Genomic DNA, 24,174 nt, shown 5'->3' on the forward strand with positions numbered 1-24,174 from the left:
CAATCAGGCTGTGAGTGACGAGATGAACGACGAAAAGGGTTCCGAGACAATCGAAACCGCGCACGGGCCGCAGGAGCCGCACATCCAGATCCTCAAGGGTCAACCCACCGACGCGGAGCTGGCCGCGCTGGTCGCCGCCCTCGGCGTCGTGGGCGGCCCCGCCCCCGAGCCCGGCGAGCCCGAGCGCACGCGCTGGGGCCTGCCGGTGGACCGGCTGCGGTTTGCGATGTCCAACTACCAGCGGCTCACCTTTCAGCAGATGACACACATGAAGCATTGACCCGCCTGGTCCTCGGGTCGGCGTCGTCGGGCCGCCGCAAGGTGCTGCGCCAGGCCGGCATCGACCCGCTGGTCGTGGTCTCCGGCGTGGACGAGGACGCGCTGGTCGCCGCCCTGGGCTCCGACGCTGCTCCGGCGGACGTGGTGTGCGCGCTGGCGGAAGCCAAGGCCGAGCAGGTGGCGGCAGGGCTGGACGGCGAGCTCGCCGCCGATTGCGTTGTCCTCGGCTGTGATTCGATGCTGGAGCTCGACGGCGAGCTGTGCGGCAAGCCCGGCTCGGCCGAGGCCGCGACGGCCCAGTGGCGCCGGATGGGCGGCCGGTCCGGCCGGCTTTACACCGGGCATTGCCTGCTGCGGCTGAGCGACGGCGCGATCACCCACCGCGAAGTGGAATCGGGTTGCACCACAGTGCATTTCGCCGCCCCCACGGACGCCGATCTGCGGGCTTACGTCGCCGCGGGCGAGCCGCTACAGGTGGCCGGCGGATTCACCCTCGACGGGCTGGGCGGCTGGTTCGTCGACGGGGTCGAGGGCGACCCGTCGAACGTGATCGGCGTGAGCCTGCCGCTGCTGCGGTCCCTGCTCGGCCGGGTGGGCCTGGCGGTGAGCGCGCTGTGGGCGGCGGATTAGCCTTCCGTCGGTCCGCGAGGCATAAACCTCGCACACCCGCGCCGGCGCGTCGTCGCCAACGTTTACGTGTCGCGACGGCCGATGGCGCTGGGGCCTCCTTCGTAGCTGACGGTAGGCTCGGGTCGTGGCATTACCCCCGGATCCGAGCCCGACCCTGAGCGACTACGCCCACCCCGAACGGCTGGTCACCGCCGACTGGGTCTCCGCCCACCTCGGCACCCCCGGCCTGGTGATCGTCGAGTCCGACGAGGACGTCCTGCTCTACGACGTCGGCCACATCCCGGGCGCGGTCAAGATCGACTGGCACACCGACCTCAACGACCCAACGGTCCGCGACTACATCAACGGCGAGCAGTTCGCCGAATTGATGGACCGCAAAGGGATCTCGCGCGACGACACCGTGGTGATCTACGGCGACAAGAGCAACTGGTGGGCGGCGTATGCGCTCTGGGTCTTCACGCTGTTCGGCCACCCCGACGTTCGCCTCCTCAACGGCGGCCGCGACCTGTGGCTGGCCGAGCGCCGCGAGACCACCCTGGACGTGCCGACCAAGACGTCGACCGGCTATCCCGTCGTCGCGCGCAACGACGCGCCCATCCGGGCGTACAAGGACGACGTGCTCGCCATCCTGGGCAGCCAGCCGCTGATCGACGTGCGCTCACCGGACGAGTACACCGGCAAGCGCACCCACATGCCCGAATACCCCGAGGAGGGCGTGCTGCGCGGCGGCCACATCCCCACCGCCCGGTCCATCCCCTGGGCCAAGGCCGTCGACGAGAGCGGGCGATTCCGCAGCCGCGAGGAGCTCGAGGAGCTCTACGGCTTCATCGAGCCCGACGACAAGACCGTCGTGTACTGCCGCATCGGCGAGCGGTCCAGCCACACCTGGTTCGTGCTCACCCACCTGCTGGGCAAGCCCGGGGTGCGCAACTACGACGGATCGTGGACGGAGTGGGGCAACAGCGTGCGGACGCCGATCGTCGCCGGCGAAGAGCCCGGGGCCGTTCCGGTCCGATGAGTCTGCCCGCGCCCCTGGCCGAGGTGGTGTCCGACTTCGCCGAAGTCGAGGGCCAGGACAAGCTGGCCTTGCTGCTCGAATTCGCCAACGACCTGCCGCCCCTGCCGCCCGAACTCGAACAGGGGGCCATGGAGCCCGTCCCCGAGTGCCAGACCCCGCTGTTCCTGCACGTCGACGCCAGCGACCCGGACCGCGTGCGGTTGCACTTCAGCGCGCCCGCCGAGGCGCCCACCACGCGCGGGTTCGCGTCGATCCTCGCCACCGGCCTGGACGAGCAACCCGCCGCCGACATTTTGGCGGTGCCCGAGGATTTCTACACCGACCTGGGGCTGGCCGCCCTGATCAGCCCGCTGCGATTGCGCGGCATGTCGGCGATGCTCGCCCGCATCAAGCGGCGGCTGCGCGAGTCAGGTCAAAATTCCGGCACCGCCTGATCGGCCCGACGGCGCGGCGCTTAGACTTCCCTGGAGTTGTAAGAAACTCTCTTAAAGAAGCCCACGGCGGAAACACGTCCGCTTCAGATCTGCCAAACAGGAGGCGCAGTGGCTAGTCACGCCAGCTCGAGGATCTCCAAAGTGCTTGTCGCCAACCGCGGCGAGATCGCTGTCCGGGTGATCCGCGCGGCCCGCGATGCGGGCCTGGCCAGCGTGGCGGTGTACGCCGAGCCCGATGCCGACGCGCCGCACGTGCGCCTGGCCGATGAGGCGTTCGCCCTGGGCGGCCAGACCTCCGCCGAGTCCTACCTGGACTTCGGCAAGCTCCTCGACGCGGCGGCCAAGTCGGGCGCCAACGCCGTGCACCCCGGCTACGGCTTCCTCTCGGAGAACGCCGATTTCGCGCAGGCGGTCATCGACGCCGGCCTGATCTGGATCGGTCCGAGCCCCCAGTCGATCCGCGACCTCGGTGACAAGGTCACCGCCCGCCACATCGCGGCCCGCGCCCAGGCTCCGCTGGTTCCGGGCACCCCGGAGCCGGTCAAGGACGCCGACGAGGTGGTGGCCTTCGCCCAGGAGTACGGCGTGCCGATCGCCATCAAGGCGGCCTTCGGTGGTGGCGGCCGCGGCATGAAGGTGGCGCGCACCATCGAGGAGATCCCGCACCTCTACGAGTCGGCGGTGCGCGAAGCCGTCGCCGCCTTCGGCCGCGGCGAGTGCTTCGTCGAGCGCTACCTGGACAAGCCCCGCCACGTCGAGGCGCAGGTGATCGCGGACCAGCACGGCAACGTGATCGTGGCCGGCACCCGGGACTGCTCCCTGCAGCGCCGCTTCCAGAAGCTGGTGGAGGAGGCGCCCGCGCCGTTCCTCACCGACGCGCAGCGCAAGGAGATCCACGAGTCGGCCAAGCGCATCTGCAAGGAGGCGCACTACTACGGCGCCGGCACGGTCGAATACCTGGTCGGACAGGACGGCCTGATCTCGTTCCTGGAGGTCAACACCCGGCTGCAGGTCGAGCACCCGGTCACCGAGGAGACCGCGGGCATCGACCTGGTGTTGCAGCAGTTCAAGATCGCCAACGGCGAAAAGCTGGACATCACCGAGGATCCCACGCCGCGCGGTCACGCCATCGAGTTCCGGATCAACGGCGAGGACGCCGGCCGCGGCTTCCTGCCGGCGCCCGGTCCGGTCACCCGGTACGACACGCCCAGCGGGCCGGGGGTCCGGCTGGATTCCGGTGTAGAAGCCGGATCGGTGATCGGCGGCCAGTTCGACTCCATGCTGGCCAAGCTGATCGTGTACGGCGCCACCCGCGAGGAAGCACTGGCCCGCTCGCGGCGCGCCCTCGACGAATTCCACGTGGAGGGGCTGGCCACCGTGATCCCCTTCCACCGTGCCGTGGTCTCCGACCCGGCGTTCATCGGCGACGGCGACAGCTTCTCGGTGCACACGCGCTGGATCGAGACCGAATGGAACAACACCATCGAGCCGTTCACCGGCGCGGAGCCGCTGTCCGACGATGACGCGGACGCCCGGCCCCGGCAGACGGTGGTCGTGGAGGTCGGCGGCCGCCGGCTCGAGGTGTCGCTGCCCGGCGATTTGGCGCTGTCCAACGGTTCCGCCGACCCGGCCGGCGTCATCCGCAAGAAGCCCAAGCCGCGCAAGCGGGGGGCACACTCGGGTGCGGCCGCCTCGGGCGACGCGGTGACCGCGCCAATGCAGGGCACCGTGGTCAAGGTCGCCGTGGAGGAGGGCCAGGAGGTCGCCGCCGGCGACCTGGTTGTGGTCCTCGAGGCGATGAAGATGGAGAACCCGGTCACCGCGCACAAGGACGGCGTCATCACCGGGCTCGCGGTCGAGGCCGGCGCCGCCATCACCCAGGGCACGGTGCTCGCCGAGATCAAATAGCCGGTCGGACAATATTCTTGGGAAACAGTTGTCGACCCGGTCCGGCGCGGGTACCGTTCGGGTCAGGTTGAGTTCACAGCCGTCCGGATCACGTCGAGGGGCGCGGGAAGGTGGACTCACTTGTTCTCAGCTTCGTTCCACGACTGACGTCTTCCGCAGCACACATCCTGTTCTACGGATGGAGTCAGTAATGTCTGTGGCCCAAACTTGGCAACACAACCGCTCGGCGCAGTTCACCGCGCACTGGTACCCGTCGGGGACGCTCATCAAGGTGGACGGCGAGCTCGACGCCGCCAACGCCGATCAGCTCGCCGCGTACGTGCGAAACGCGATCGCCCGCTCCCGGCGCGTGGTCCTGGACCTGCGCGGCCTGAAGTTCATTGGCACGGCTGGATTTTCGGCACTGCACCGGATCAACGTCGTGTGCTCGGGCGCCCAGGCGGATTGGGCGATGGCGCCGAGCGCGGCGGTGGCGCGGTTGCTGCGCATCTGCGACCCCGACGGCACCCTCCCGGTGACCACTCCCGCGGCCGAGCCGCTGCTGGGGCCCGGCGACGACGAGCCGGAGTCCCTATTGCAACTGGTCGCGCAGCCGCGTTAGCGACTTCGCCAGCAGGCGGGACACGTGCATCTGCGAGATGCCCACCCGTTCGGCGATCTGGGTCTGCGTCATCGACTCGAAGAACCTGAGCACCAACACCGTTCGCTCCCGCTCCGGCAGCGCCTCGAGCAGCGGGCGCAACGACTCCTGGTCCTCGATCCGGTCCAGCCCGGTGTCGACGTCGCCCAGGGTGTCGGCGATCGCGCGGGCCTCGTCCTCTTCGCTGCCACCACCGCTGTCGATGGACAGGGTGTTGTACGAGCTGCCCGCCACCAGACCCTCGACGACCTCCTCACGGTCCATGCCGAGTTCGGCGGCAAGCTCAGTGGCCGTGGGCGCCCGGCCCAACCGCTGCGACAGCTCGGCGGTGGCGGTGCCGAGGCGCAGGTGCAGTTCCTTCAGGCGCCGGGGCACCTTCACCGACCAGCTGTTGTCGCGGAAGTGCCGGCGGACCTCGCCCATGATCGTGGGGACCGCGAACGACACGAAGTCGGACCCGGCCTCGACGTCGAACCGCACCACCGCGTTCACCAGTCCGACCCGCGCCACCTGGACGAGGTCGTCGCGCGGTTCGCCGCGGCCCTCGAACCGGCGGGCGATATGGTCGGCCAGGGGCAGGCAGCGCTCGACGATCTTGTCCCGTTGACGCTGAAATTCCATCGAGTCCGGGTCGACGTCGGCCAACTCGCGGAACATCTCCGGGACATCGGCGTATTCGTTCGGTCGCGAGACGGAACCGCCGGCAGCTGGTGGGGTCACCTGCTGGAGGCCGCCCGTCGCGCCGTCAGCGTGATACCGAATACGCTGCCGGTTTGGTTGGGTTCGCGACCATCGTGGAAAGTCTGGACGTCGTCGGCCAGGGATGTCAGCACGTGCCAGCTGAAGCTGCCGGGCGCCACCACGTCGTGCGTGTCGCACGCCGCGGAAGCCTCCACGACCAACTGCTCGTCCTGTGGGTCGACGACGACGACCAGCGTCGCCTCGGGGGTGGCGCAGCGGATCAACCGGGTGCACACTTCGTCGACCGCCAGTCGCAGGTCCGCCACCGCGTCGAAATCCAGGTCCTCGAAGGTGCCGATCGCACCGACCAGCGTCCGCAGCATCGCCAGGTTCTCCAGGCGCGCCGCCACGTGCAATTCGACGGCGCGGTTACCGCGCTGGCGCCTGGTGGTGCGCACTCCCGCATCGTTCATCTGGTCTCCCGGCAATGGTTGACTACCACTACTACCATCCCTCAGCCCGCCGTGGACCGTGCGCTCGAGCCGATTAGTCATGGCTGCCGCCGGGTACTCGCACCGCTGTGGACGGGCCGGGGACCACCGAAACGGTTCGGGCGCGGCGGCTCGAGCGCGTGGCGGTGCTCGCCGGAAGCGCGCTGACTGTGTTGGTTTCTCTGGCTAAAAGCATCTATATCGGCGTATTCGTGATGTCCCCCATGATCGGGTGACCACGCTAACGCAACCGTTCCGGCACTCATCATGGTGCACACTTGATACCCACTCGACGATGCCGGTAACCCCCGCGTTTTGCCTCCTGGCGAAGCTGCGGCGCTCAGGGGCGCTCGGTGGGCGGATTCTCAGCTCGCGGGCCACTGCCGGTAGACCTCGGGGTGCTCGGCGTACCAGCGATCCGCGATCCGGCGGATCCGCCGGTGCTCGACGGCTACCCACACCAGCCCCAGGACCGTGGCGATGATCGCCAGCGCGCCCGCGGTCATGCCCTCGTGGTGATGTCCGGTGGCGAAGGCCGCCAGGCTGGCGCACGCCCCGATCACTCCGGCAACCACCAGCAGGTACCCGGGCCAGTGCAATACGTCGATCAACGACTCGCCGGCGAGCGGCCGCGTGGTCCTCAGATGGTCGACGGGGTCATGAAAGGTGTCTCCCATGGCTGCTCCTAGTGGAGAACATATGACTCATGCGCAGCTCAAATCGGGTTGCACCATCAACGGTAGATCCCCCGGAAGGCTTTTGGCGAGACCCGATCAAAAGGGCAGCGCCGGGCCCGCGATCGGGGCCACGCCCATGGCCACCATCAGCACCATCAGCGTGAAAAGGAACCACCCGGCGCCATGCCATCCCCACCAGGTGCCCTCCGCCTTCCATACCCGGTAGGTCCGCAGGAACGCCCAGATCCCGGCGACCAGCAAGATGACCGGTCCGCCCACCGCCAGCAACGTCCGCTGGGGGGCCCCGCAGGCCGCCGTGTCGATACCGGTGCCCGGGCAGGTGCTTACCCACAGCGCCGCCAGGACCAGAAAACCGACCGCCGCGATCGCGGCGAGCACCGCGAACCGGATGGCGGCGCGGACTTCGCCGTCCTCCTGTCCCAAGCGATCACCACCCGATCGCTCATCCGCTTTATGCATCCGTGCCCCCATATCCCCCGTGCGGCCAGCGCCTTATTCATCGTTTGCTACGTCGCAATAGTTACCGCGCAATGACAAATGTCCAGCGATCGGGCGCTGCAATCGCGCTGGCACTTCACGGAAAGCGCATGGAGACAAATACCCAGCGGCAAACCCGGTAAAACTCGGCGCAGACTTCTGCGGCGGGTCGCGTCAACGACACCGTCAATTTTTCCGGCAATACCGCTGGCCAGAGGCGGAAAGCGCTGATAGCCACGATTTGGTCGGTGTCTCAGCACCGATGAGTACTATCTCTGACATGCCGACAGCCCGAAGGCGCCTATCCCCCGAGGATCGACGCGCTGAGCTGCTCGCTTTGGGGGCGGAAGTCTTCGGAAAGCGACCCTACGACGAGGTGCGAATCGACGAGATCGCCGAGCGCGCCGGAGTGTCGCGGGCGTTGATGTATCACTACTTCCCCGACAAGCGGGCCTTCTTCGCCGCGGTGGTCAAGGACGAGGCCGACCGGCTGTACGAGACCACCAATATGGACGACGCCACCGGCCTCACGATGTACGAAGAGGTGCGCCTCGGCGTCATGGCCTACATGGCCTACCACGAGCAGAACCCCGAGGCCGCGTGGGCGGCCTACGTGGGGCTGGGCCGGTCGGACCCGGTTCTGCTGGGCGTCGACGACGAGGCCAAGAACCGCCAGCTCGAACACATCATGAGCCGCATCCACGACCTGGTGGCCAATATCTCCGGGGCAAAGCTGGACCCCGACGTCGAGCGGGACCTCCGGGTGATCTGCCACGGCTGGCTGGCGTTCACCTTCGAGCTGTGCCGGCAGCGCATCATCGACCCCACTATCAACGCCGAGCGCCTCGCCGATGCGTGCGCGCATTCGCTGTTCGACGCCATCGCCCGGGTGCCGGAGATCCCCGAGGAGCTGTCCAACGCGATGGCAACGGCCCGGATCCAGCCGCGCTAGCCCGTACTTGTCGGTGGGCCTTGGCACCATGGTTAGGTGACCACCCGTGACCCGTTAGGCCGGTTCAGCGCGACCACGCGCGAATGGTTCACCAGCACGTTCGCCGGCCCCACCACCGCGCAGGCCCAGGCGTGGGACGCCATCGCCGACGGCGACAACACGCTGGTGATCGCGCCGACCGGATCCGGCAAGACGCTCGCCGCCTTCCTGTGGGCCCTGGATTCGCTCGCCGGCCAGGCCGAGCGGCCCGCCGGCACCCGCGTTTTGTACGTGTCCCCGCTCAAGGCGCTGGCCGTCGACGTCGAGCGCAACCTGCGCACCCCGCTGGCGGGGCTCACCCGCATCGCCGAGCGGCAGGGCCTGCCGCCGCCCGCCATCAGCGTCGGTGTCCGGTCCGGCGACACCCCGCCGGCCGAACGCCGCCAGCTCATCGCGCGGCCCCCCGACGTGCTGATCACCACGCCGGAATCGCTGTTCCTGATGCTCACCTCGGCCGCCCGCGAGACCCTGGCGGGCGTGCAGACGGTGATCGTCGACGAGATCCACGCCATCGCCGCGGGCAAGCGCGGCGCGCACCTGGCGCTGTCGCTGGAGCGGCTGCAGGATTTGTCTCAAGAGCTGCGGGGAGGCCCGCCCGCGCAGCGCATCGGGCTGTCGGCGACGGTGCGCCCGCCCGAGGAGCTCGCCCGGTTCCTGTCCGGTCAGCAACTGACCACCATCGTGGCGCCCCGGACGGCCAAGACCGTCGAGCTGACGGTCCAGGTGCCGGTGCCCGACATGGCAAACCTCGCCAACAACAGCATCTGGCCCGACGTCGAGGCGCGGCTGGTCGACCTGATCGAGGCGCACAACTCGACGATCGTGTTCGCCAACTCGCGGCGGCTGGCCGAGCGGCTCACCGCGCGGCTCAACGAGATCCACGCCGAACGCTGCGGCCTGGGCCTGTCCGGCGAGATCAACCCCAAGGTGGCGGGCGGGGCGCCCGCGCACCTCATGGGCAGCGGCCAGACTTACGGCGCCGAGCCGCTGCTGGCGCGCGCCCACCACGGGTCGGTCAGCAAGGAACAGCGTGCCCTAGTCGAAGAGGACCTCAAGCGCGGCCTGCTCAAGGCCGTGGTCGCGACGTCGAGCCTGGAACTCGGTATCGACATGGGCGCGGTCGACCTGGTGATCCAGGTCGAGGCGCCGCCGTCGGTGGCCAGCGGCCTGCAACGCATCGGGCGGGCCGGCCACCAGGTCGGCGAGGTGTCGCAGGGTGTGCTGTTCCCCAAGCACCGCACGGACCTGATCGGCTGCGCGGTGACCGTGCAGCGGATGCTCGCCGGCGAAATCGAGACGATGCGGGTGCCCGCCAACCCGCTGGACATCCTGGCGCAACAGACGGTCGCGGCGGCGGCGCTGGAGCCGCTGGACGCCGACCGGTGGTTCGACACCGTGCGCCGCAGCGCCCCCTTCGCCACGCTGCCGCGCAGCGTGTACGAGGCCACTCTCGACCTGCTGTCGGGCAAGTACCCGTCCACCGAGTTCGCCGAGCTGCGGCCCCGCCTGGTCTACGACCGCGACACCGGCACCCTGACCGCGCGGCCCGGCGCGCAGCGGCTGGCCGTCACCTCCGGCGGCGCCATCCCCGATCGCGGCATGTTCACCGTCTATCTCGCCAGCGAGGCGGAGAAGCCGTCGCGAGTGGGCGAACTGGACGAGGAGATGGTGTACGAATCCCGACCCGGCGACGTCATCTCGCTGGGCGCCACCAGCTGGCGAATCACCGAGATAACCCACGACCGGGTGCTGGTGATCCCCGCGCCGGGCCAGCCGGCCCGGTTGCCGTTCTGGCGCGGCGACGACGCGGGCCGCCCGGCGGAGCTGGGCGCCGCGCTGGGCGCGTTCACCGGCGAGCTGACGGCACTGGACCGCGACGCCTTCGACGCCCGGTGCGCGGGCCTGGGTTTCGACGCCTACGCGACCGACAACATGTGGGCGCTGCTGGACGAGCAGCGCACCGCGGCCGGGGTGGTGCCCACCGACACCACCCTGCTTGTCGAGCGGTTCCGCGACGAACTGGGCGACTGGCGGGTGATTCTGCACTCGCCGTACGGGCTGCGGGTGAACGGCCCGCTGGCGCTGGCGGTGGGCCGCCGGCTGCGGGAACGCTACGGCCTCGACGAGAAGCCGACCGCCTCCGACGACGGCATCGTGGTGCGGTTGCCGGACATGCTCTCGGACGCCGGCGAAAACCCGCCGGGCGCCGAGCTGTTCGTCTTCGACGCCGACGAGATCGACCCGATTGTCACCGCCGAGGTGGGCGGTTCGGCGCTGTTCGCGTCGCGGTTCCGGGAGTGCGCCGCCCGCGCGCTCCTGCTGCCGCGCCGGCACCCGGGTAAGCGCTCGCCGCTGTGGCACCAGCGCCAGCGGGCCGCCCAATTGCTGGACGTGGCCCGCAAATACCCCGACTTCCCGGTGGTCCTGGAGACCATCCGCGAATGCCTGCAGGACGTCTACGACGTCCCCGCGCTGACCGCCCTGATGGCAGGCATCGCTCAGCGCAAGGTGCGGGTCGCCGAAGCCGAGACGGCGCGGCCGTCCCCGTTCGCGGCCTCCCTTTTGTTCGGTTACGTCGGCGCGTTCATGTACGAGGGCGACACCCCGCTGGCCGAGCGCCGGGCCGCGGCGCTGTCGCTGGACAGCACGCTGCTGGCGGAGCTGCTCGGCCGCGTCGAGTTGCGCGAGCTGCTCGACCCCGACGTCATCGCCGCGACCGGCCGCCAGTTGCAGCACCTGACCGAGGACCGCGCGGCGCGCGACGCCGAAGGCGTCGCCGACCTGCTGCGGCTGCTGGGCCCGATGACCGAGGACGAGATCGCCGCCCGGGCCGGCGGCGCCGAGGTGGGCGGCTGGCTCGAGGGCCTGCTGGGCGCGCGGCGAGCGCTGACGGTGTCGTTCGCCGGCCGCAACTGGTGGGTGGCCATCGAGGACATCGGCCGGCTGCGCGACGGGGTCGGCGCGCCGGTTCCGGTAGGCGTGCCGGCCGCCTTCACCGAGGCGGTGGCCGACCCGCTCGGCGAGCTGCTGGGCCGCTACGCGCGCACGCACACCCCGTTCACCACGGCGGAGGCGGCGGCCCGGTTCGGGCTCGGGCTGCGGGTGACGGCCGACGTGCTGGGCCGGCTGGCCGCCGACGGCCGCCTGGTGCGCGGTGACTTCGTCGCCGCCACCGAGGTCGCCTCCGGCAGCGAACAGTGGTGCGACGCCGACGTGTTGCGCGTCTTGCGGCGCCGATCGCTCGCCGCGCTGCGCGCGCAGGTGGAGCCCGTGAGCACCGCCGCCTACGGGCGGTTCCTGCCGGCCTGGCACCGGGTGCCCGCCCAGAATTCGGGGGTGGACGGCCTGATGTCGGTGATCGACCAGCTGGCCGGGGTGCGGATGCCGGCCTCGGCGATCGAGCCGCTGGTGCTCGGCCCGCGGGTGCGCGACTATTCGCCCGCGATGCTCGACGAGCTGCTCGCCACCGGCGAGGTGACGTGGTCGGGTGCTGGGTCGATCTCGGCCAGCGACGGCTGGGTCGCGCTGCACGTGAGCGACTCGGCGCCGCTCACCTTGGCCGGGCCCGCCGAGATCGACCTCACCGACGCGCACCGCGCGATTCTGGACACGCTGGCCGGCGGGGGCGCCTACTTCTTCCGCCAGCTGGCCCAGAGCGGGTTTCCCGACGCCGATCTCAAAGCCGCGCTGTGGGAGCTGATCTGGGCCGGCTGGGTCACCGGCGACACGTTCGCCCCGGTGCGCGCCGTGCTCGGCGGGGTGGGCAGCCGCAAACGCGCGGCGCCGGCGCACCGGACGCACCGGCCGCCGCGGCTGAGCCGATACAGCGTCGCGCACGCACAATCGCGGCCCGCCGACCCGACGGTCGCGGGCCGGTGGTCTGCCCTGCCGCCACCCGAACCCGATTCCACAGTGCGCGCCCACTACCAGGCGGAGCTGCTGCTGGGTCGTCACGGCGTGCTGACCAAGGGCGCGGTCGCGGCCGAGGGCATCACCGGCGGCTTCGCCACGCTCTACAAGGTGCTGAGCACCTTCGAGGAGGCCGGCCGATGCCAGCGCGGCTACTTCGTCGAGTCGTTGGGCGGCGCGCAGTTCGCGGTCGCGTCGACCGTCGACCGGCTGCGCAGCTACAGCGACGGCATCGACCCCGAACGGCCGGAATACCGGGCGATCGTGCTGGCCGCCGCCGACCCAGCCAACCCCTACGGGGCGGCGCTGCCCTGGCCCGCCTCGGGCGGCGAGGGGGCGCGGCCGGGCCGCAAGGCCGGCGCGCTCGTCGTGCTGGTCGACGGCCACCTGGGCTGGTTCCTCGAGCGCGGCGGGCGGTCCCTGCTGACCTTCACCGACGACCCCGCGGCCCACGCCGCGGCGGCCGCGGCGCTGGCCGACCTGGTCGCCTCCCGGCGCGTCGCGTCGATCCTGGTCGAGCGCATCGACGGGGCGCCGGCGCTGCAGCCGCAGCCTGGAGGGCCGAGCCCGGTCGCCGAGGCGCTGGCCGAGGCCGGGTTCGCCCGCACGCCGCGCGGACTTCGGCTCCGGTGAGGCCGCGCTAGCCATGCCCGAGGGAGACACCGTCTGGCACACCGCCGCAGTCCTGCGCCAGCACCTGCTTGGGCGCACCCTGACGCGCTGTGATGTCCGCGTCCCGCGGTACGCGACGGTCGACCTCACCGGGGAGGCGGTCGACGAGGTGCTCAGCCGCGGCAAGCACCTGTTCATCCGGGTCGGCCCGGCGAGCATCCACTCGCACCTGAAGATGGACGGCAGCTGGCGGGTCAGCGATCGGCCGGTGCGGGTCGACCACCGGGCGCGCATCGTCCTGGAAGCCGGAACCGTCCGTGCCGTCGGCGTGGACCTGGGCGTGCTGGAGATTTTGGAACGCGACCGCGACGCGGACGCCGTCGCGCACCTGGGGCCCGACCTGCTGGGCGAGGACTGGGACGCCGGGTTGGCCGCCGCCAACCTGGCGGCGCACCCCGGCCGCCCGCTCGCCGAGACGCTGCTGGACCAGCGCGTCCTGGCCGGCATCGGCAACGTCTATGCCAACGAGCTGTGTTTCCTCAGCGGGCATCTGCCCACGGCGCCGGTGAGCGCGGTGACCAACCCGCAGCGGCTGGTCGCGCGTGCCCGGGACATGTTGTGGCTCAACCGGTTCCGGTGGGACCGTTGCACCACCGGCGACACCCGCGCCGGCCGGCAGCTGTGGGTCTACGGGCGAGCGGGCCGGGGCTGCCGTCGTTGCGGCACCCGCATCGCCTACGACGGCTCCGGGGACCGGGTCACCTACTGGTGCCCGTCATGCCAGCGCTGACGCTCAGTCCCGCGCGTGCGCCAAGAAGAACTGCGCGATGGCCTCCGAACCGTCGAGCGCGCGGGTGGTGGGCCCGATGATCGCTTTGGGCAGGTATTGTCTGCCGCCCGGCCAGGTGTGTCCGCCGCTGTCGATCTGGTAGAAAATCACCTCGGTCGACGCCGCGCACCCCGTGGAGTCGAAGCGGCGCACGACGGTCCCGTCCCCGACGTTGGGCAGGGCCTGGACGGACGGGGCGCCCTGGCAGCGATCGGCGGAACGCCACGTGTTCACCATGCTGTCGGCGGAGATGGCGTGGCTGACCCCGCCGCGACCGCGCACCGTCCCGCCCTTGAACGGCACCAGCGGGTCGGCGGTGCCGTGGGCCTCCCACACCGACACGGGCCGCGATGGCGTGCACGCCACGCCCACGCCCAGCGTGCCCGCCACTGGCGCGGCGGCGGCGAACACGTCGGCGCGGTCGCACGCCAGCCGGTTGGACATGAATCCGCCATTAGACATCCCGGTGACGAAAATGTGCCCCGGCGCGATGTCGTAGTCGTTTTGCAGCTTGCCCACGAGCCCCACCAGGAAGCCGACATCGTCGATGTGCCGACGATCCGCCGGCGACGCCCCCCGCCCGTCGGCCCAGCTTTTGTCGTAACCGTCGGGATAGACCACCAGTAGGTTGTGGGCGTCGGCGACGGAGTCGAACCCGGTCAGCCCGCGCTGTCCGTTCCCGGTCCCGCCGCCGCCGTGCAGGCTCAAGACCAGGCCGACCGGGCTGCCCGGCGGCACGTGCAGCAGGTAAGTTCGGTCCATGCCGCCGGAACGGAACGTCCCGGACGCATCCCGAGCGGTGGCCGCCGACACGTGCCGCTCACCACAAGCCATCAAGCACACCGCAACGAGGATCAGAGACAACAAACGCGCGTGCGGCATGTCGTCAGGACCCCGGCAACGCCGACGGCCGAGCAAACCGCACTCTGGGTGTGGCGATGATCGCAATATGATTGATCCCGCACCGAGCGGCGTCGCAACGTGCGAATATTCGGGCAGCCCCCGCTGTCAGCGAGCAACGGCACATCGATGTCACGGGAGTATCAGAAATGACGAGGACCCAGATACGCAACCCCAGCCTTCTGCTGTTGCTGATCGCTGCCGGCGTCGTCCCGGCCGCCGGGCTGCTGGACGCGCTCGGCTCGACCCCGGCCGCCCACGCCAGCGCCGCCGATGACGCGTTCCTCGCCGCGCTGACGGCCAAGGGCATCAACTACGAATCGCCCGAAACCGCGATCCGGTCCGGCCACCTGGTGTGCCAGGAACTCGACTCCGGCGAAGCGCCGCAACAGGTGGCAAACGACGTGATGACCAACAGCCACCTCGACGGCTACCACGCCGGCTACTTCGTCGGCGTGAGCATCCGGGCGTACTGCCCGAAGTACGGCGCCCAGGCCTGAAAGTTAACAACCAGTTGACAGGTTCGTGACAAGCACGCCGGTAAAATCTGAATTCGGAAACAATTCCTGAGAACTCTCGAAGGCCAAATGATTCCTAGACTTTTGGTCGGCGTGGCACTCGCTCTCGGCGCTGTCGGTTGGACGGCCGCCACCGCCACCGCCGACCCAAGCCCCTTCAACACCCTCAGCTGCAGTTGCGAAGAGACGGCACCCGCGGACAGCGCGGCCCTAACGGATAAGATCGAGCGGGGCATCCAGCACGGTCTTGCCGACCAGTCCACGGTGCAAATTCATCACTGAGGTTCAGTTGGTTCTCCGCGTTCGCCGCCCGGCGTAATGGTGGTAGCGGGCGGCCCGCCGGCGGATGCGATCTGCGCTGCCACGGGTGCGATGCGGTTGTCCGGCAAGGTGTATCGGCTCGCTGTAGAAAAGCATCTTGGCCAGTTCCACCAAAACCAGGTAGCAGATCACGAACATGCCCAGCACGGCGAAGAATTGCCATGGCAGCGGCGTGAACCCCAAGGTCCGCGCCAGCGGCGAGATCGTCAGCCCGGCGCCGACGGCGACCACGGTGATGCTGGTGACGGTCAGCAGCGCGCTGGGCCGGCTGCGGAAGAACGGCACCCTGCGGGTGCGGATCACGAAGATGATCAGCGTCTGCGTCGCGAGCGATTCCACGAACCAGCCGGTGCGGAACTCGACTGCCCCGGCGTGTAGTACGCCCAGCATCAGCCCGAACGTCAGGAAGTCGAACAGCGAACTGATGGGACCGAAGATCAGCATGAACCGGCGGATGAACGCGACGTTCCAGTGCGATGGAGCATGCAGCTGCTCGGCGTCGACCCGGTCGGTCGGGATCGCCAGTTGTGAGGTGTCGTAGAGCAGGTTGTTCAGCAGGATCTGGCTGGGCAGCATCGGCAGGAACGGCAACAGCGCCGACGCGGCCGCGGCGCTGAACATATTGCCGAAGTTGCTCGAGGTGCCCATCAGCACGTACTTGATGGTGTTGGCGAAGATGCGCCGGCCCTGCGCCACCCCGGTGGCCAGCACCCCGAGATCCTTTTCCAGCAGCACCACGTCGGCAGCATCCTTGGCCACGTCGGTGGCGCTGTCTACGGAGATTCCCACGTCGGCGGCGTGTAGGGCCAGCGCGTCGTTGACGCCGTCGCCCAGGAAGCCGACCGAGCGCCCCTTGCGCCGCAGCGCGGTGATCAGCCGCGCCTTCTGCTCGGGGGAGATGCGCGCGAAGATGGTGTGATCCTGCGCGACGCCGGCGAACGCGTCGTCGTCCAGCGCGTCCAGCTGTGCGCCCGTGATAGTGCCCTTGGACGCCAAACCCAGGTCGCCGCAGACCTTTTCGGCGACCCGCGGGTTGTCCCCGGTGGCGATCTTCAGCTCGATGCCCAGGTCGGCCAGCTCCGAAAGTGATTGCCGCGCGGCGGCTTTGGGTTCGTCGGCGAAGACCAGGAAGCCCGCGAGCGTCAGCTCGCATTCGTCCGCGCGGGTGAGCGACGTCAGCCCCGACGCCGGTTTGGCGGCCACGGCCACCACCCGGCGCCCGGCGGCGAACAACGCCCCGAGGGTCTCCTCGGCCACCGCGGCGACGCTTCGGCATTGGGCCAGCACCTGCTCGGGCGCACCCTTGACCACCAGCATCCGAGTGCCGCCGTCGTCGACCAACACCGACGTCGCCCGGCGCTCATGGTCGAACGGCAGCACCGCGACTCGTGCGGCGCCGGCCACCGACTCGTGCGCCTGCGGGGACTCCCACAGCGCTGCGTCGAGCGGATTAGCGCTGGCCCCACCGGTTTCCGGGTCCACATCGGTGGCCAGCAGACCCAGCCGGCGCACCGCGTCGCTGGGGCCACCGGTGGCGTCGAGGGCGTCGACCAGCCGCAGCCGGCCTTCCGTCAGGGTGCCGGTCTTGTCGGTGATCAGGATGTCGATGTCGCCTAGGTCTTCGATGCACACCAACCGCTTGACGAGCACCTTGGCCTTGGCCAGCTGCCGTGACCCGGCGGCCAGGCCGGTGCTCACGACGGCGGGCAGCAGCTGCGGCGTGATGCCGACCGCGATCGCCAGCGAGAAGAGCACGGAGTCGATGATGGGCTTCGCCAACAGCAGGTTGCTGATCAAAATAACGACCATCAGCGCGACGGCCACCTGTAGCAGCAAATAGGAGAATCGGCGCAGCCCCACCTGGAAGCCGGTTTCCGGCTGGCGTTCGTCCAAACCCGCTGCGATGCGGCCGAATTCGGCGTTCCTTCCGGTGGCATACACCACGCCGGTGCCCTCACCGGCGCTGACGATGGTGCCCATGAACGCCAGGTCGGTCGCGTCAGCCAGGTCGGTTCCGGGGGGCACGGGTTCGGGTGATTTCTCGGAGCCGGTGGACTCCCCGGTCAGGATGCTTTCGTTGCATTCCAAACCGCTGACCTCGATCAGCCGTACGTCGGCCGGCACCGCCTCCCCCAGCGACAGCCGGATCACATCCCCCGGCACCAGCGCGGTGACGGCGAGCGTGACGAACTCCCCGTCGCGGCGCACCACGGCGTTGTGGTGCACGCTGGCATGCAGGTCGGCGGCGGCGCGCTCGGCGCGGTACTCGTTGATGAAGCCCAGTCCGATGCTGGCCACCAGGATGATGCCGATGATCACGGCCTGCATGCTGTCGCCCAGGAAGTACGAGACGACCGCGGTGCCGGCCAGCAGGATGAGCACCGCGTTGCGCAGCTGACGACCCAGCACCGCAAGGACATTGACGCGGTGGGTTCGCACCGCGTTGGCGCCGTAGCGCGTGAGCCGGGCCGTCGCCTCGGCACTGGACAACCCGGCGGCCGAGCTGTCCAGCGAGCGCAGCACCTCGTCGACCCGGGCCGCCGCCACCGACGTCGTCGTCGCGACCGCGGACTCCGGTAACACCTGCGCGGTCATAGCCAGTCCCGGCGCTTGAACATCAGGTAGATCACCACCATCAAGACGGCTATCAGGCTGGTGCTGGCGATGAACCCGGCGAGGTGACCGAAGCCCGGGTACGGCACGTTCTGGCCGTAGAACCCCGTGATCGCCGTGGGCACGGCGATGATGGCCGCCCATCCGGTCAGCTTTTTCATGATGGTGTTCAGCCGGGCGTCCTGCAGCGATAGGTTGGTCTCGAAAATCGTTGTGACCATGTCTCGCAAAGATTCCGTCCATTCGGACACGCGCAGTACGTGGTCGTACAGGTCGGCGTACAGCGGGTCGAGTTCCGGGGCGGTACCCACTTCGTGCCGGTGGTGCTGGATCGAGTTGACCACCTCCCGCATCGGCAGCGCCACGCGCCGCAGACCCACCAGGTCCCGCCGCATCTGGAATGTCCGGCGCTGAAAGCCGGGCTGGCGCGGGGTGCCGTCGAACAGCTCGTCCTCGATGGATTCGACGCAGTCGTCCAGGGCCTCCACCGCCGCGAAATGACTGTCCACCACGACGTCGAGCAGGCCGTGCACCAGGGCGCCCACCCCGTACTGTTGGGCGCCGATCTCCTCCCATCGCCGGGTGACCGCGGCGATGTCGAAGTCGGGCGTCAGACGCACGGTGATCAGGCCGCGCGGCAGCACGAACGCCGAAATCCGGTGCATGGACAGCATTCGCCGCGGCTCGTCGGTGGCCTCCGCCGCGACTTCGACCGCATAGACCGTGAAGAAGGTGTGCGTCTCGTAGGCGGTGGCCTTGACCCGCTCGGCGGCCGCCACGGCGTCTTCGACGGCCCACGAGTTGAGGCCGAGTTCGGCGGCCAGGTCACACAGCGCGTCGTGGTCGGGGACGCACAGGTCCACCCACACGAGGGTGTCGGGTTCACGGAGGTACTCCGAGATGTCGGCAAAAGTGAAGTCGTCCTGCGGCTTACCGTGGCGCCAGACGCGGCCCTGGATGTTGCCCTGCACGACGTTATCTTCTCAGCCCGGTCCACCCGCCACCCATCAGTAGGTGGAGATCTCGTCCTGCTCGGGCAGATCGCCGCTGGCCATGAAGACGACGCGGCGTCCGATTTCCACGGCATGGTCGGCGAAGCGTTCGTAGAACCGGCCCAGCAGCGCGGCGTCCACGGCGGTGGGAATGTTGTCCGTCCAGTTCTGGTCCAGCAACACGCTGAACAGCTGCCGGTAAAGCTCGTCCATCGCGTCGTCTTGTTCGCGAAGCCGCGCGGCCTGTTCCTGGTCGCGCGACGTCAGCACCTGTTTCGCGTTGTCGCCCAACGCGATTGCCACCTTGGCCGCACATCTCGCCGAGCTGGACGCTCAATTCCTCCAGCCGGTGGTGGTAAGCCGTTCGCATAGCGCAACGGTGGCCAATGCGAGCGCTTTTCACAAGGGACGAAAGGCACCCGAAAAGGGCCTGAACGGCTCCTCCCCCGAGCGCTGCCGCCGGTTAACCTGCCGCTGTCACCCTATCGAGGACAATCCACCCGAGCCAAGAGAACACGGTGAGCACACGACGCGGTCTCCCCGGGCTGGGCCTGCAGATCGACGAGATGGCGCGCGACGGGCTACGGATACTGGCGGTGGCCCAGCGGCTTACCTGTCGACGCAGGATGGCGGCTCCGAATCCCGTTGGCAGCACTGGTTGTTCACGTCTGGTAAACCCCGCGGTCACTTCTTCGGGTCGCGGGTCGGTCACGCCGGCCGTACCGTTTGCGGTACGGCGGCTAACTCGAAAGTAAGCGAGCAGGTGGTTGAAATGGAGCGCGACAATCGGTTGCGGCTCAAGCCGTATCGGTCGGTCTCGGAGCACATCGACGGCGCCTGGTGGCCGCAGTCGACCAACCTGGTCGAGGAGCTGCCGAAGTTGCTGACGGCACTGTCGGAACGGATGGGGCAGGTCGTGATGGTGGGGTACCGCCGCAACGGCTGGGACGACACGCCCGCGCTGATAGAGGTCGCCGGGCACACCGTCGAACTGCTTGGCTTCACCAGCGACGAGCCGACCAGTGTCATCCTGATCGGCGAGAACGGCCGCCACGTCACGCTGCAGGTGATCCGGCCGGACACCTGCGAGGAGGCGGCCCGCCAGGCACTCGAACGCGCGGGCAGACCAGCCGACGCCGACGCCGCCAGGGCCGGCCGCTCGACTGTGGCCCGGTCGGTGGCCGACGTCGCCGACAAGCTGGCCCTTCACGAAGGCTTGGACGACGCGGCCCGGACCGCCCAGATCAAGCGCTGGAGCGAGGAGGCGGCCCTGCAGTTCGTCGATGCGCCGGTGCAGACCTTCGTCCCGATCCTGGTCGAACACATCGTGCGCAACCGCATGCTGGAATCGCGCCCGCACGATCATCGGCGACCGTCGTTAAGCGCGTAGGCCGGTCAGGTTCGTGATCGGCTCGATGTCGGCTGAGCCCGGCAGCCCCCAGTCGGGCTGCTAGCCCAGCAACTCGTCGATCCGATCGTGTGCCGGCGCCTCGGCAGGTCCACTCCGTCAGCCCGGCTTGACGGGATCGCCGGTGATGGTGGGCGATCGGGAGGGACCCCGCGGAAGATATGTCAGCCACGTCCACCATGCTCGTCAGCCGGTGCCGGCCGTTTCTAGTGACCTGAGTCCTCAAACCGCGTCCATCCGGCCCTAGCCGTCACCATGACCACGGGATGAGGCTGGCACGCATGGGCGCTGTGACACGCGAGCGGCTGGGCCGTTGGCTGGAGCCGGCGCTGGCCGCGGCGACCGTCGTCGCGCTGGCGGCCGGGGGGATCGCCTGGCTGGCCGGGGCGGCGCGGGTCGCCGACGGTTGCTGGATCGCGGGCACGGTGGTGGCGGTTATCCCCGCGGCGGTCTGGGTGATGGCCGCGCTGCGCCGGGGCCGGTTCGGGGTCGACCTGATCGCGGTGTTGTCGTTGGTCGGCACGCTGCTCGTCGGCGAGTACCTCGCGGGCGCGCTGATCGCGGTGATGCTGGCCGGCGGGCGGGCGCTGGAGGCCGCGGCCGAGCGCCGCGCGTCCCACGACCTGCGGGCGCTGCTCGAACACGCGCCCAGGTTCGCCCGCCGCCGGACGGGATCGGCGGTCGACGTCATCGCGCTCGCGGACGTGGCGATCGACGACGTGCTGGTGGTCGGCCCGGGCGAGGTGGTGCCCGTCGATGGGCGCATCGTCGGTGGGGTGGCCGTGCTGGACGAATCGGTCCTGACCGGCGAACCGCTGCAGGTGGAACGCGGCGACGGCGAGGCCGTGCGCAGCGGGGTGGTCAACGCCGGCAGCGCCTTCGAGATGCGGGCCACGGCCACCGCCACCGCCAGCACTTACGCGCAGATCGTTCGCCTGGCCGCCGAGGCCGGGGCCCAGAACGCGCCGGTAATACGGCTGGCCGACCGGTACGCGGCGTGGTTCCTGCCGCTGACCCTGCTGGTGGCCGGGGCGGCGTGGCTGGCCAGCGGGTCGCCGGTGCGGGCGGTCGCGGTGCTGGTGGTTGCGACGCCGTGCCCGCTGTTGCTGGCCGCGCCCGTCGCGATCGTGTCCGGGCTGTCGCGGGCGTCGCGGCGGGGTGTGGTGATTCGTAGCGGCGGCGCTCTGGAAAACCTCGGGCACGCAACGACTTTGGTGATGGACAAGACCGGCACCCTGACGATGGGAAGCCCCACCGTCATCGACGTCGCCACCGCGCCGGGCCGCGACGCGATGGAGATCCTGCGGGTGGCGGCATCGGTGGATCAGATGTCCCCGCACGTGCTGGCCGAGGCGATCGTCACCGCGGCGCGCGCCCGCGGTCTTCAGCTCTCGCTGCCCACCGAGGCGGTGGAAGAACCCGGCCAGGGCGTCACCGCCACGCTGGACGGCCGGCGGGTCCACGTCGGCAAGCTCACCCAAGCGACCGCGAACGCGGAATGGGCGCGCGCGGTGGTGAATCGCGCCCTGCTGGACGGGGCCGCCATCGCGTGGGTGTCCGTCGACGGCCGCGCAGTCGGCGCCGTGCTGCTGCGCGACCCGCTGCGTCGTCACGCGCCCCGCACCCTGCGCCGGCTCCGCGAGGCCGGGCTGAACCGATTGGTCATGCTGACCGGGGACCGCGCCGGGCCCGCCCGTGAGGTCGCCGACGTATTGGGTCTCGACGAGGTGTACGCGGAACAAACCCCGGCCGACAAGGTGGCCGCCGTGCGCGCCGAGTGCGACCGCGCGGTGACCGTCATGGTCGGCGACGGCGTCAACGACGCGCCCGCCCTGGCCGCGGCCACCGTCGGCGTGGCGATGGGCGCCCGCGGCGCCACCGCGTCCTCGGAGGCCGCCGCCATCGTGTTGACCACCGACCGGCTCGAGCGGCTCGCCGATGCGATGGACATCGCCCGCTGGTCGCGGCGCATCGCCGTGCAGAGCGCCGTCGTCGGCATGATCCTGTCGCTGGCCGCGATGGGCATCGCCGCCCTCGGCTGGCTACCACCCGCAGTCGGGGCGCTGGTGCAGGAGGGCATCGACGTCGCCGTGATCCTCAACGCGCTGCGCGCCCTGCGCGGCAATCCCGACATCGAGGTCGACCTTCCCGCGCCGACGGAACAGCTGTTGCGGCGCTTCGACGCCGAACACGACGAGCTGCGCGACGCCGTGGACCTGCTGCGGGGCGCCGCCGACCGGTTGGCCGCCGCGGCCGATCAGTCGGCCCTGGACGAGATCGGCCGGGCGCACACCGTGCTCGTCGAGCGGATCATCCCGCACGAGCGCGCCGAGGAGACGCAGCTCTACCCGGCGCTGGCCCACCCGCTGGGCACCACCGAGGCGACGGCCCCGATGAGCCGAACCCACGCGGAGATTCAGCGCCTGTCCGACCGGATCGGCGCCCAGCTGGCCCTGGCCCGAAGCAGCGGGGCGATCGCCGCCGACCAGGTCGACGACCTGCTCGCGTGCCTCTACGGCCTGCATGCCCTGCTACGCCTGCATTTCCTGCAGGAGGAGGAAAGCTATTTCACCCTGGCCAACGACGAACCCGCCGAACCAAAGCCTCTGGCGCACAAGCTATCCCGCTGACGGCGGCCGATTCATGACCGTGCCGGGCAGCTCCGCGCCGATTTCGATGTCGTCGTAGTCGCGCCCGGCGCCGCCGCCCTTGCCGCCCAGCGGCGGCCGCACCGGGACCATCGGGAGACCGGACGGCTGGGCTGCCCCCGGGGGAAGCGGCGACACCGCGGCGGCCAGCTGCACCGGCGGCTGCGCGCCGGGCAACATGCCCACCGTGGCGGGCGGCATGCTCAGCTTGCCCACCAGCACGGACACACCCATCGCCCCGCGGGGCGCCAGCCCCAACCCGCCGGAGCTGAGCGCGTTCGCCAGGTTCACCTCCGCCGAGCTCAACGCGGCCGACCCCTCCGCGAGGCCCTGGCCGATGTCGGAGCTGACGCCCTGCAGCGCCTGGGCCGCATTGATCTGCGCGATGTAGCTGAGCATGTTGATGGGGAAGCCCCCGGCGATGAACTGGTAGCCCCAGGTGCTGAAATACCCGAACCAGCCCTTGTTCGGGTCGAACGGGGTGACGCCGAGCGCGTCAAGTATGGTCCCGTCGGTCGTCGACGAAGCGGCCAGCAGGTTGGCCGTGGTCTGGGTGGTACCCGTCGCGGCGGGCAGCACCGCGGCCTGGGTGGAGACGCCGGAGGGGTTGGCGACGGGCGGGGGCGCCGAGAACTGCGACAGCTTCACGGCGTTCAGCGAGGTCACGCCGTAGCGGTACATCGCCGTCGAGTTGTTCACCCACATCGCGTTGTACTCGGCTTCCGTTTCGGCGATGGCCGGGGCGTTGATGCCGAAGAAGTTGGTGGCCAACAACATCGCCAGGCGCGCGCGGTTGGCCGCGACGACCGAGGGATGCACCACCGCCCAGTGGGTCAATTCGAAAGCCGCCGTGACGGTTTCGACCGAGGCGGCGATCTCCTGGCACTGCGCCGCGGTGGTGCGCAACCATGCCAGGTACGGCTCGAACGCCTGGGCCATCGCCATCGCCGACGGCCCCTGCCAGGTCCCGGCCAGCGACGCCAGCTCCGCGGTATAGCTGTTGGCCGCCGCCTCCAATTCCGCGCTGAGTTCCTGCCACATGCCGGCGGCTTCGATCATCGACCAGGCACCGGGTCCGGAGTGGATCAGCGCCGAGGTGATCTCGGGCGGCAACAGCCCAAAATCGATCACGTCTCGGCCAATGGGACGGCGGAGCGGACGGCGAGTTGCGCCGTCG

Annotated in this window: 20 protein-coding genes and 1 pseudogene; 12 read left to right on the forward strand and 9 right to left on the reverse strand. The window is 69.9% G+C overall.

Features of this window, described 5'->3' with window-relative positions; all coding sequences use genetic code 11:
• The first annotated feature begins 22 nt into the window (after positions 1 to 22).
• The 6 genes from ACEL92_RS21570 to ACEL92_RS21595 all read left to right on the forward strand — a co-directional run bounded on the left by ACEL92_RS21570 (position 23) and on the right by ACEL92_RS21595 (position 4,870).
• Positions 23 to 280, forward strand: coding sequence for an acyl-CoA carboxylase subunit epsilon (locus ACEL92_RS21570; protein WP_374026324.1), 258 nt, complete (start codon positions 23 to 25; stop codon positions 278 to 280).
• Positions 277 to 909: a nucleoside triphosphate pyrophosphatase gene (locus ACEL92_RS21575; RefSeq protein ID WP_374022670.1), complete on the forward strand. Its 633-nt coding sequence runs from the start codon at positions 277 to 279 to the stop codon at positions 907 to 909. Before ACEL92_RS21570 ends, ACEL92_RS21575 begins: the two co-directional genes overlap by 4 nt.
• 124 nt (positions 910 to 1,033) lie before the next feature.
• The gene (locus ACEL92_RS21580) at positions 1,034 to 1,927 is read left to right on the forward strand and encodes a sulfurtransferase (protein ID WP_374022671.1); all 894 of its coding nucleotides are present in this window, start codon (positions 1,034 to 1,036) and stop codon (positions 1,925 to 1,927) included.
• Complete coding sequence (locus tag ACEL92_RS21585) at positions 1,924 to 2,361, forward strand: SufE family protein (protein ID WP_374022672.1); 438 nt, start codon at positions 1,924 to 1,926, stop codon at positions 2,359 to 2,361. The genes ACEL92_RS21580 and ACEL92_RS21585 overlap by 4 nt, the downstream gene beginning before the upstream one ends.
• Before the next feature lie 108 nt (positions 2,362 to 2,469).
• Positions 2,470 to 4,269: a biotin carboxylase N-terminal domain-containing protein gene (locus ACEL92_RS21590; protein ID WP_374022673.1), complete on the forward strand. Its 1,800-nt coding sequence runs from the start codon at positions 2,470 to 2,472 to the stop codon at positions 4,267 to 4,269.
• 178 nt (positions 4,270 to 4,447) lie between these two features.
• A complete protein-coding gene (locus ACEL92_RS21595; protein ID WP_374022674.1) occupies positions 4,448 to 4,870 on the forward strand; it encodes an STAS domain-containing protein in 423 nt (140 codons plus the stop codon).
• Here ACEL92_RS21595 and ACEL92_RS21600 read toward each other — a convergent pair.
• From ACEL92_RS21600 to ACEL92_RS21615, 4 genes are all read right to left on the reverse strand, one after another.
• On the reverse strand, positions 4,841 to 5,629 hold the full coding sequence (locus ACEL92_RS21600; RefSeq protein ID WP_073876198.1) for an RNA polymerase sigma factor SigF: 789 nt from the start codon (positions 5,627 to 5,629) through the stop codon (positions 4,841 to 4,843). The genes ACEL92_RS21595 and ACEL92_RS21600 overlap by 30 nt on opposite strands.
• Positions 5,626 to 6,063: an ATP-binding protein gene (locus tag ACEL92_RS21605; protein WP_374022675.1), complete on the reverse strand. Its 438-nt coding sequence runs from the start codon at positions 6,061 to 6,063 to the stop codon at positions 5,626 to 5,628. The genes ACEL92_RS21600 and ACEL92_RS21605 overlap by 4 nt, the downstream gene beginning before the upstream one ends.
• Before the next feature lie 383 nt (positions 6,064 to 6,446).
• On the reverse strand, positions 6,447 to 6,758 hold the full coding sequence (gene usfY / locus ACEL92_RS21610; protein WP_374022676.1) for a protein UsfY: 312 nt from the start codon (positions 6,756 to 6,758) through the stop codon (positions 6,447 to 6,449).
• A gap of 96 nt (positions 6,759 to 6,854) precedes the next feature.
• Positions 6,855 to 7,238, reverse strand: coding sequence for a hypothetical protein (locus ACEL92_RS21615; protein WP_374022677.1), 384 nt, complete (start codon positions 7,236 to 7,238; stop codon positions 6,855 to 6,857).
• A 298-nt stretch (positions 7,239 to 7,536) separates the two neighbouring features.
• On the opposite strand from ACEL92_RS21615, the gene ACEL92_RS21620 reads away from it, so the two are divergent.
• Genes ACEL92_RS21620 through nei2 form a run of 3 tightly spaced genes read left to right on the forward strand, consistent with a single transcriptional unit; the run spans position 7,537 to position 13,558 of the window.
• Positions 7,537 to 8,208, forward strand: a complete 672-nt coding sequence (locus ACEL92_RS21620) for a TetR/AcrR family transcriptional regulator (protein WP_374022678.1) — start codon at positions 7,537 to 7,539, stop codon at positions 8,206 to 8,208.
• A 36-nt stretch (positions 8,209 to 8,244) separates the two neighbouring features.
• Complete coding sequence (locus ACEL92_RS21625) at positions 8,245 to 12,789, forward strand: ATP-dependent helicase (RefSeq protein WP_374022679.1); 4,545 nt, start codon at positions 8,245 to 8,247, stop codon at positions 12,787 to 12,789.
• A 13-nt stretch (positions 12,790 to 12,802) separates the two neighbouring features.
• Entirely contained in the window at positions 12,803 to 13,558 is a 756-nt protein-coding gene (gene nei2, locus ACEL92_RS21630; protein ID WP_374022680.1) for an endonuclease VIII Nei2, read from the forward strand.
• A gap of 3 nt (positions 13,559 to 13,561) precedes the next feature.
• Here nei2 and ACEL92_RS21635 read toward each other — a convergent pair whose 3' ends face one another.
• Positions 13,562 to 14,479, reverse strand: coding sequence for a PHB depolymerase family esterase (locus tag ACEL92_RS21635; protein WP_374022681.1), 918 nt, complete (start codon positions 14,477 to 14,479; stop codon positions 13,562 to 13,564).
• 167 nt (positions 14,480 to 14,646) lie between these two features.
• Between ACEL92_RS21635 and ACEL92_RS21640 the strand changes: the two genes are divergently transcribed.
• Complete coding sequence (locus ACEL92_RS21640) at positions 14,647 to 14,997, forward strand: DUF732 domain-containing protein (RefSeq protein WP_374022682.1); 351 nt, start codon at positions 14,647 to 14,649, stop codon at positions 14,995 to 14,997.
• Positions 14,998 to 15,300: 303 nt separating this feature from the next.
• On the opposite strand, the gene mgtA is transcribed toward ACEL92_RS21640, so the two are convergent.
• The 3 genes and pseudogenes from mgtA to ACEL92_RS21655 form a co-directional block, all read right to left on the reverse strand.
• On the reverse strand, positions 15,301 to 17,931 hold the full coding sequence (mgtA, locus tag ACEL92_RS21645) for a magnesium-translocating P-type ATPase (RefSeq protein ID WP_374022683.1): 2,631 nt from the start codon (positions 17,929 to 17,931) through the stop codon (positions 15,301 to 15,303).
• Entirely contained in the window at positions 17,928 to 18,920 is a 993-nt protein-coding gene (locus ACEL92_RS21650; RefSeq protein WP_374022684.1) for a magnesium transporter CorA family protein, read from the reverse strand. The genes mgtA and ACEL92_RS21650 overlap by 4 nt, the downstream gene beginning before the upstream one ends.
• 36 nt (positions 18,921 to 18,956) lie before the next feature.
• Positions 18,957 to 19,247, reverse strand: a pseudogene (locus ACEL92_RS21655) (phosphate uptake regulator PhoU); the annotation flags it as partial.
• A 466-nt stretch (positions 19,248 to 19,713) separates the two neighbouring features.
• Between ACEL92_RS21655 and ACEL92_RS21660 the strand changes: the two are divergent.
• Together ACEL92_RS21660 and ACEL92_RS21665 are read left to right on the forward strand one after the other, a co-directional pair.
• Positions 19,714 to 20,331, forward strand: a complete 618-nt coding sequence (locus ACEL92_RS21660) for a DUF5994 family protein (RefSeq protein WP_374022685.1) — start codon at positions 19,714 to 19,716, stop codon at positions 20,329 to 20,331.
• 299 nt (positions 20,332 to 20,630) lie between these two features.
• Positions 20,631 to 22,979 (forward strand): heavy metal translocating P-type ATPase, encoded by a 2,349-nt coding sequence (locus ACEL92_RS21665; protein WP_374022686.1) that lies wholly within the window; start codon positions 20,631 to 20,633, stop codon positions 22,977 to 22,979.
• Here ACEL92_RS21665 and ACEL92_RS21670 read toward each other — a convergent pair.
• Positions 22,968 to 24,125 (reverse strand): PPE family protein, encoded by a 1,158-nt coding sequence (locus ACEL92_RS21670; RefSeq protein WP_374026325.1) that lies wholly within the window; start codon positions 24,123 to 24,125, stop codon positions 22,968 to 22,970. The genes ACEL92_RS21665 and ACEL92_RS21670 overlap by 12 nt on opposite strands.
• Between the last annotated feature and the right edge of the window lie 49 nt (positions 24,126 to 24,174).

The organism is Mycobacterium hainanense, assembly GCF_041890355.1.
Lineage (GTDB): Bacteria > Actinomycetota > Actinomycetes > Mycobacteriales > Mycobacteriaceae > Mycobacterium > Mycobacterium hainanense.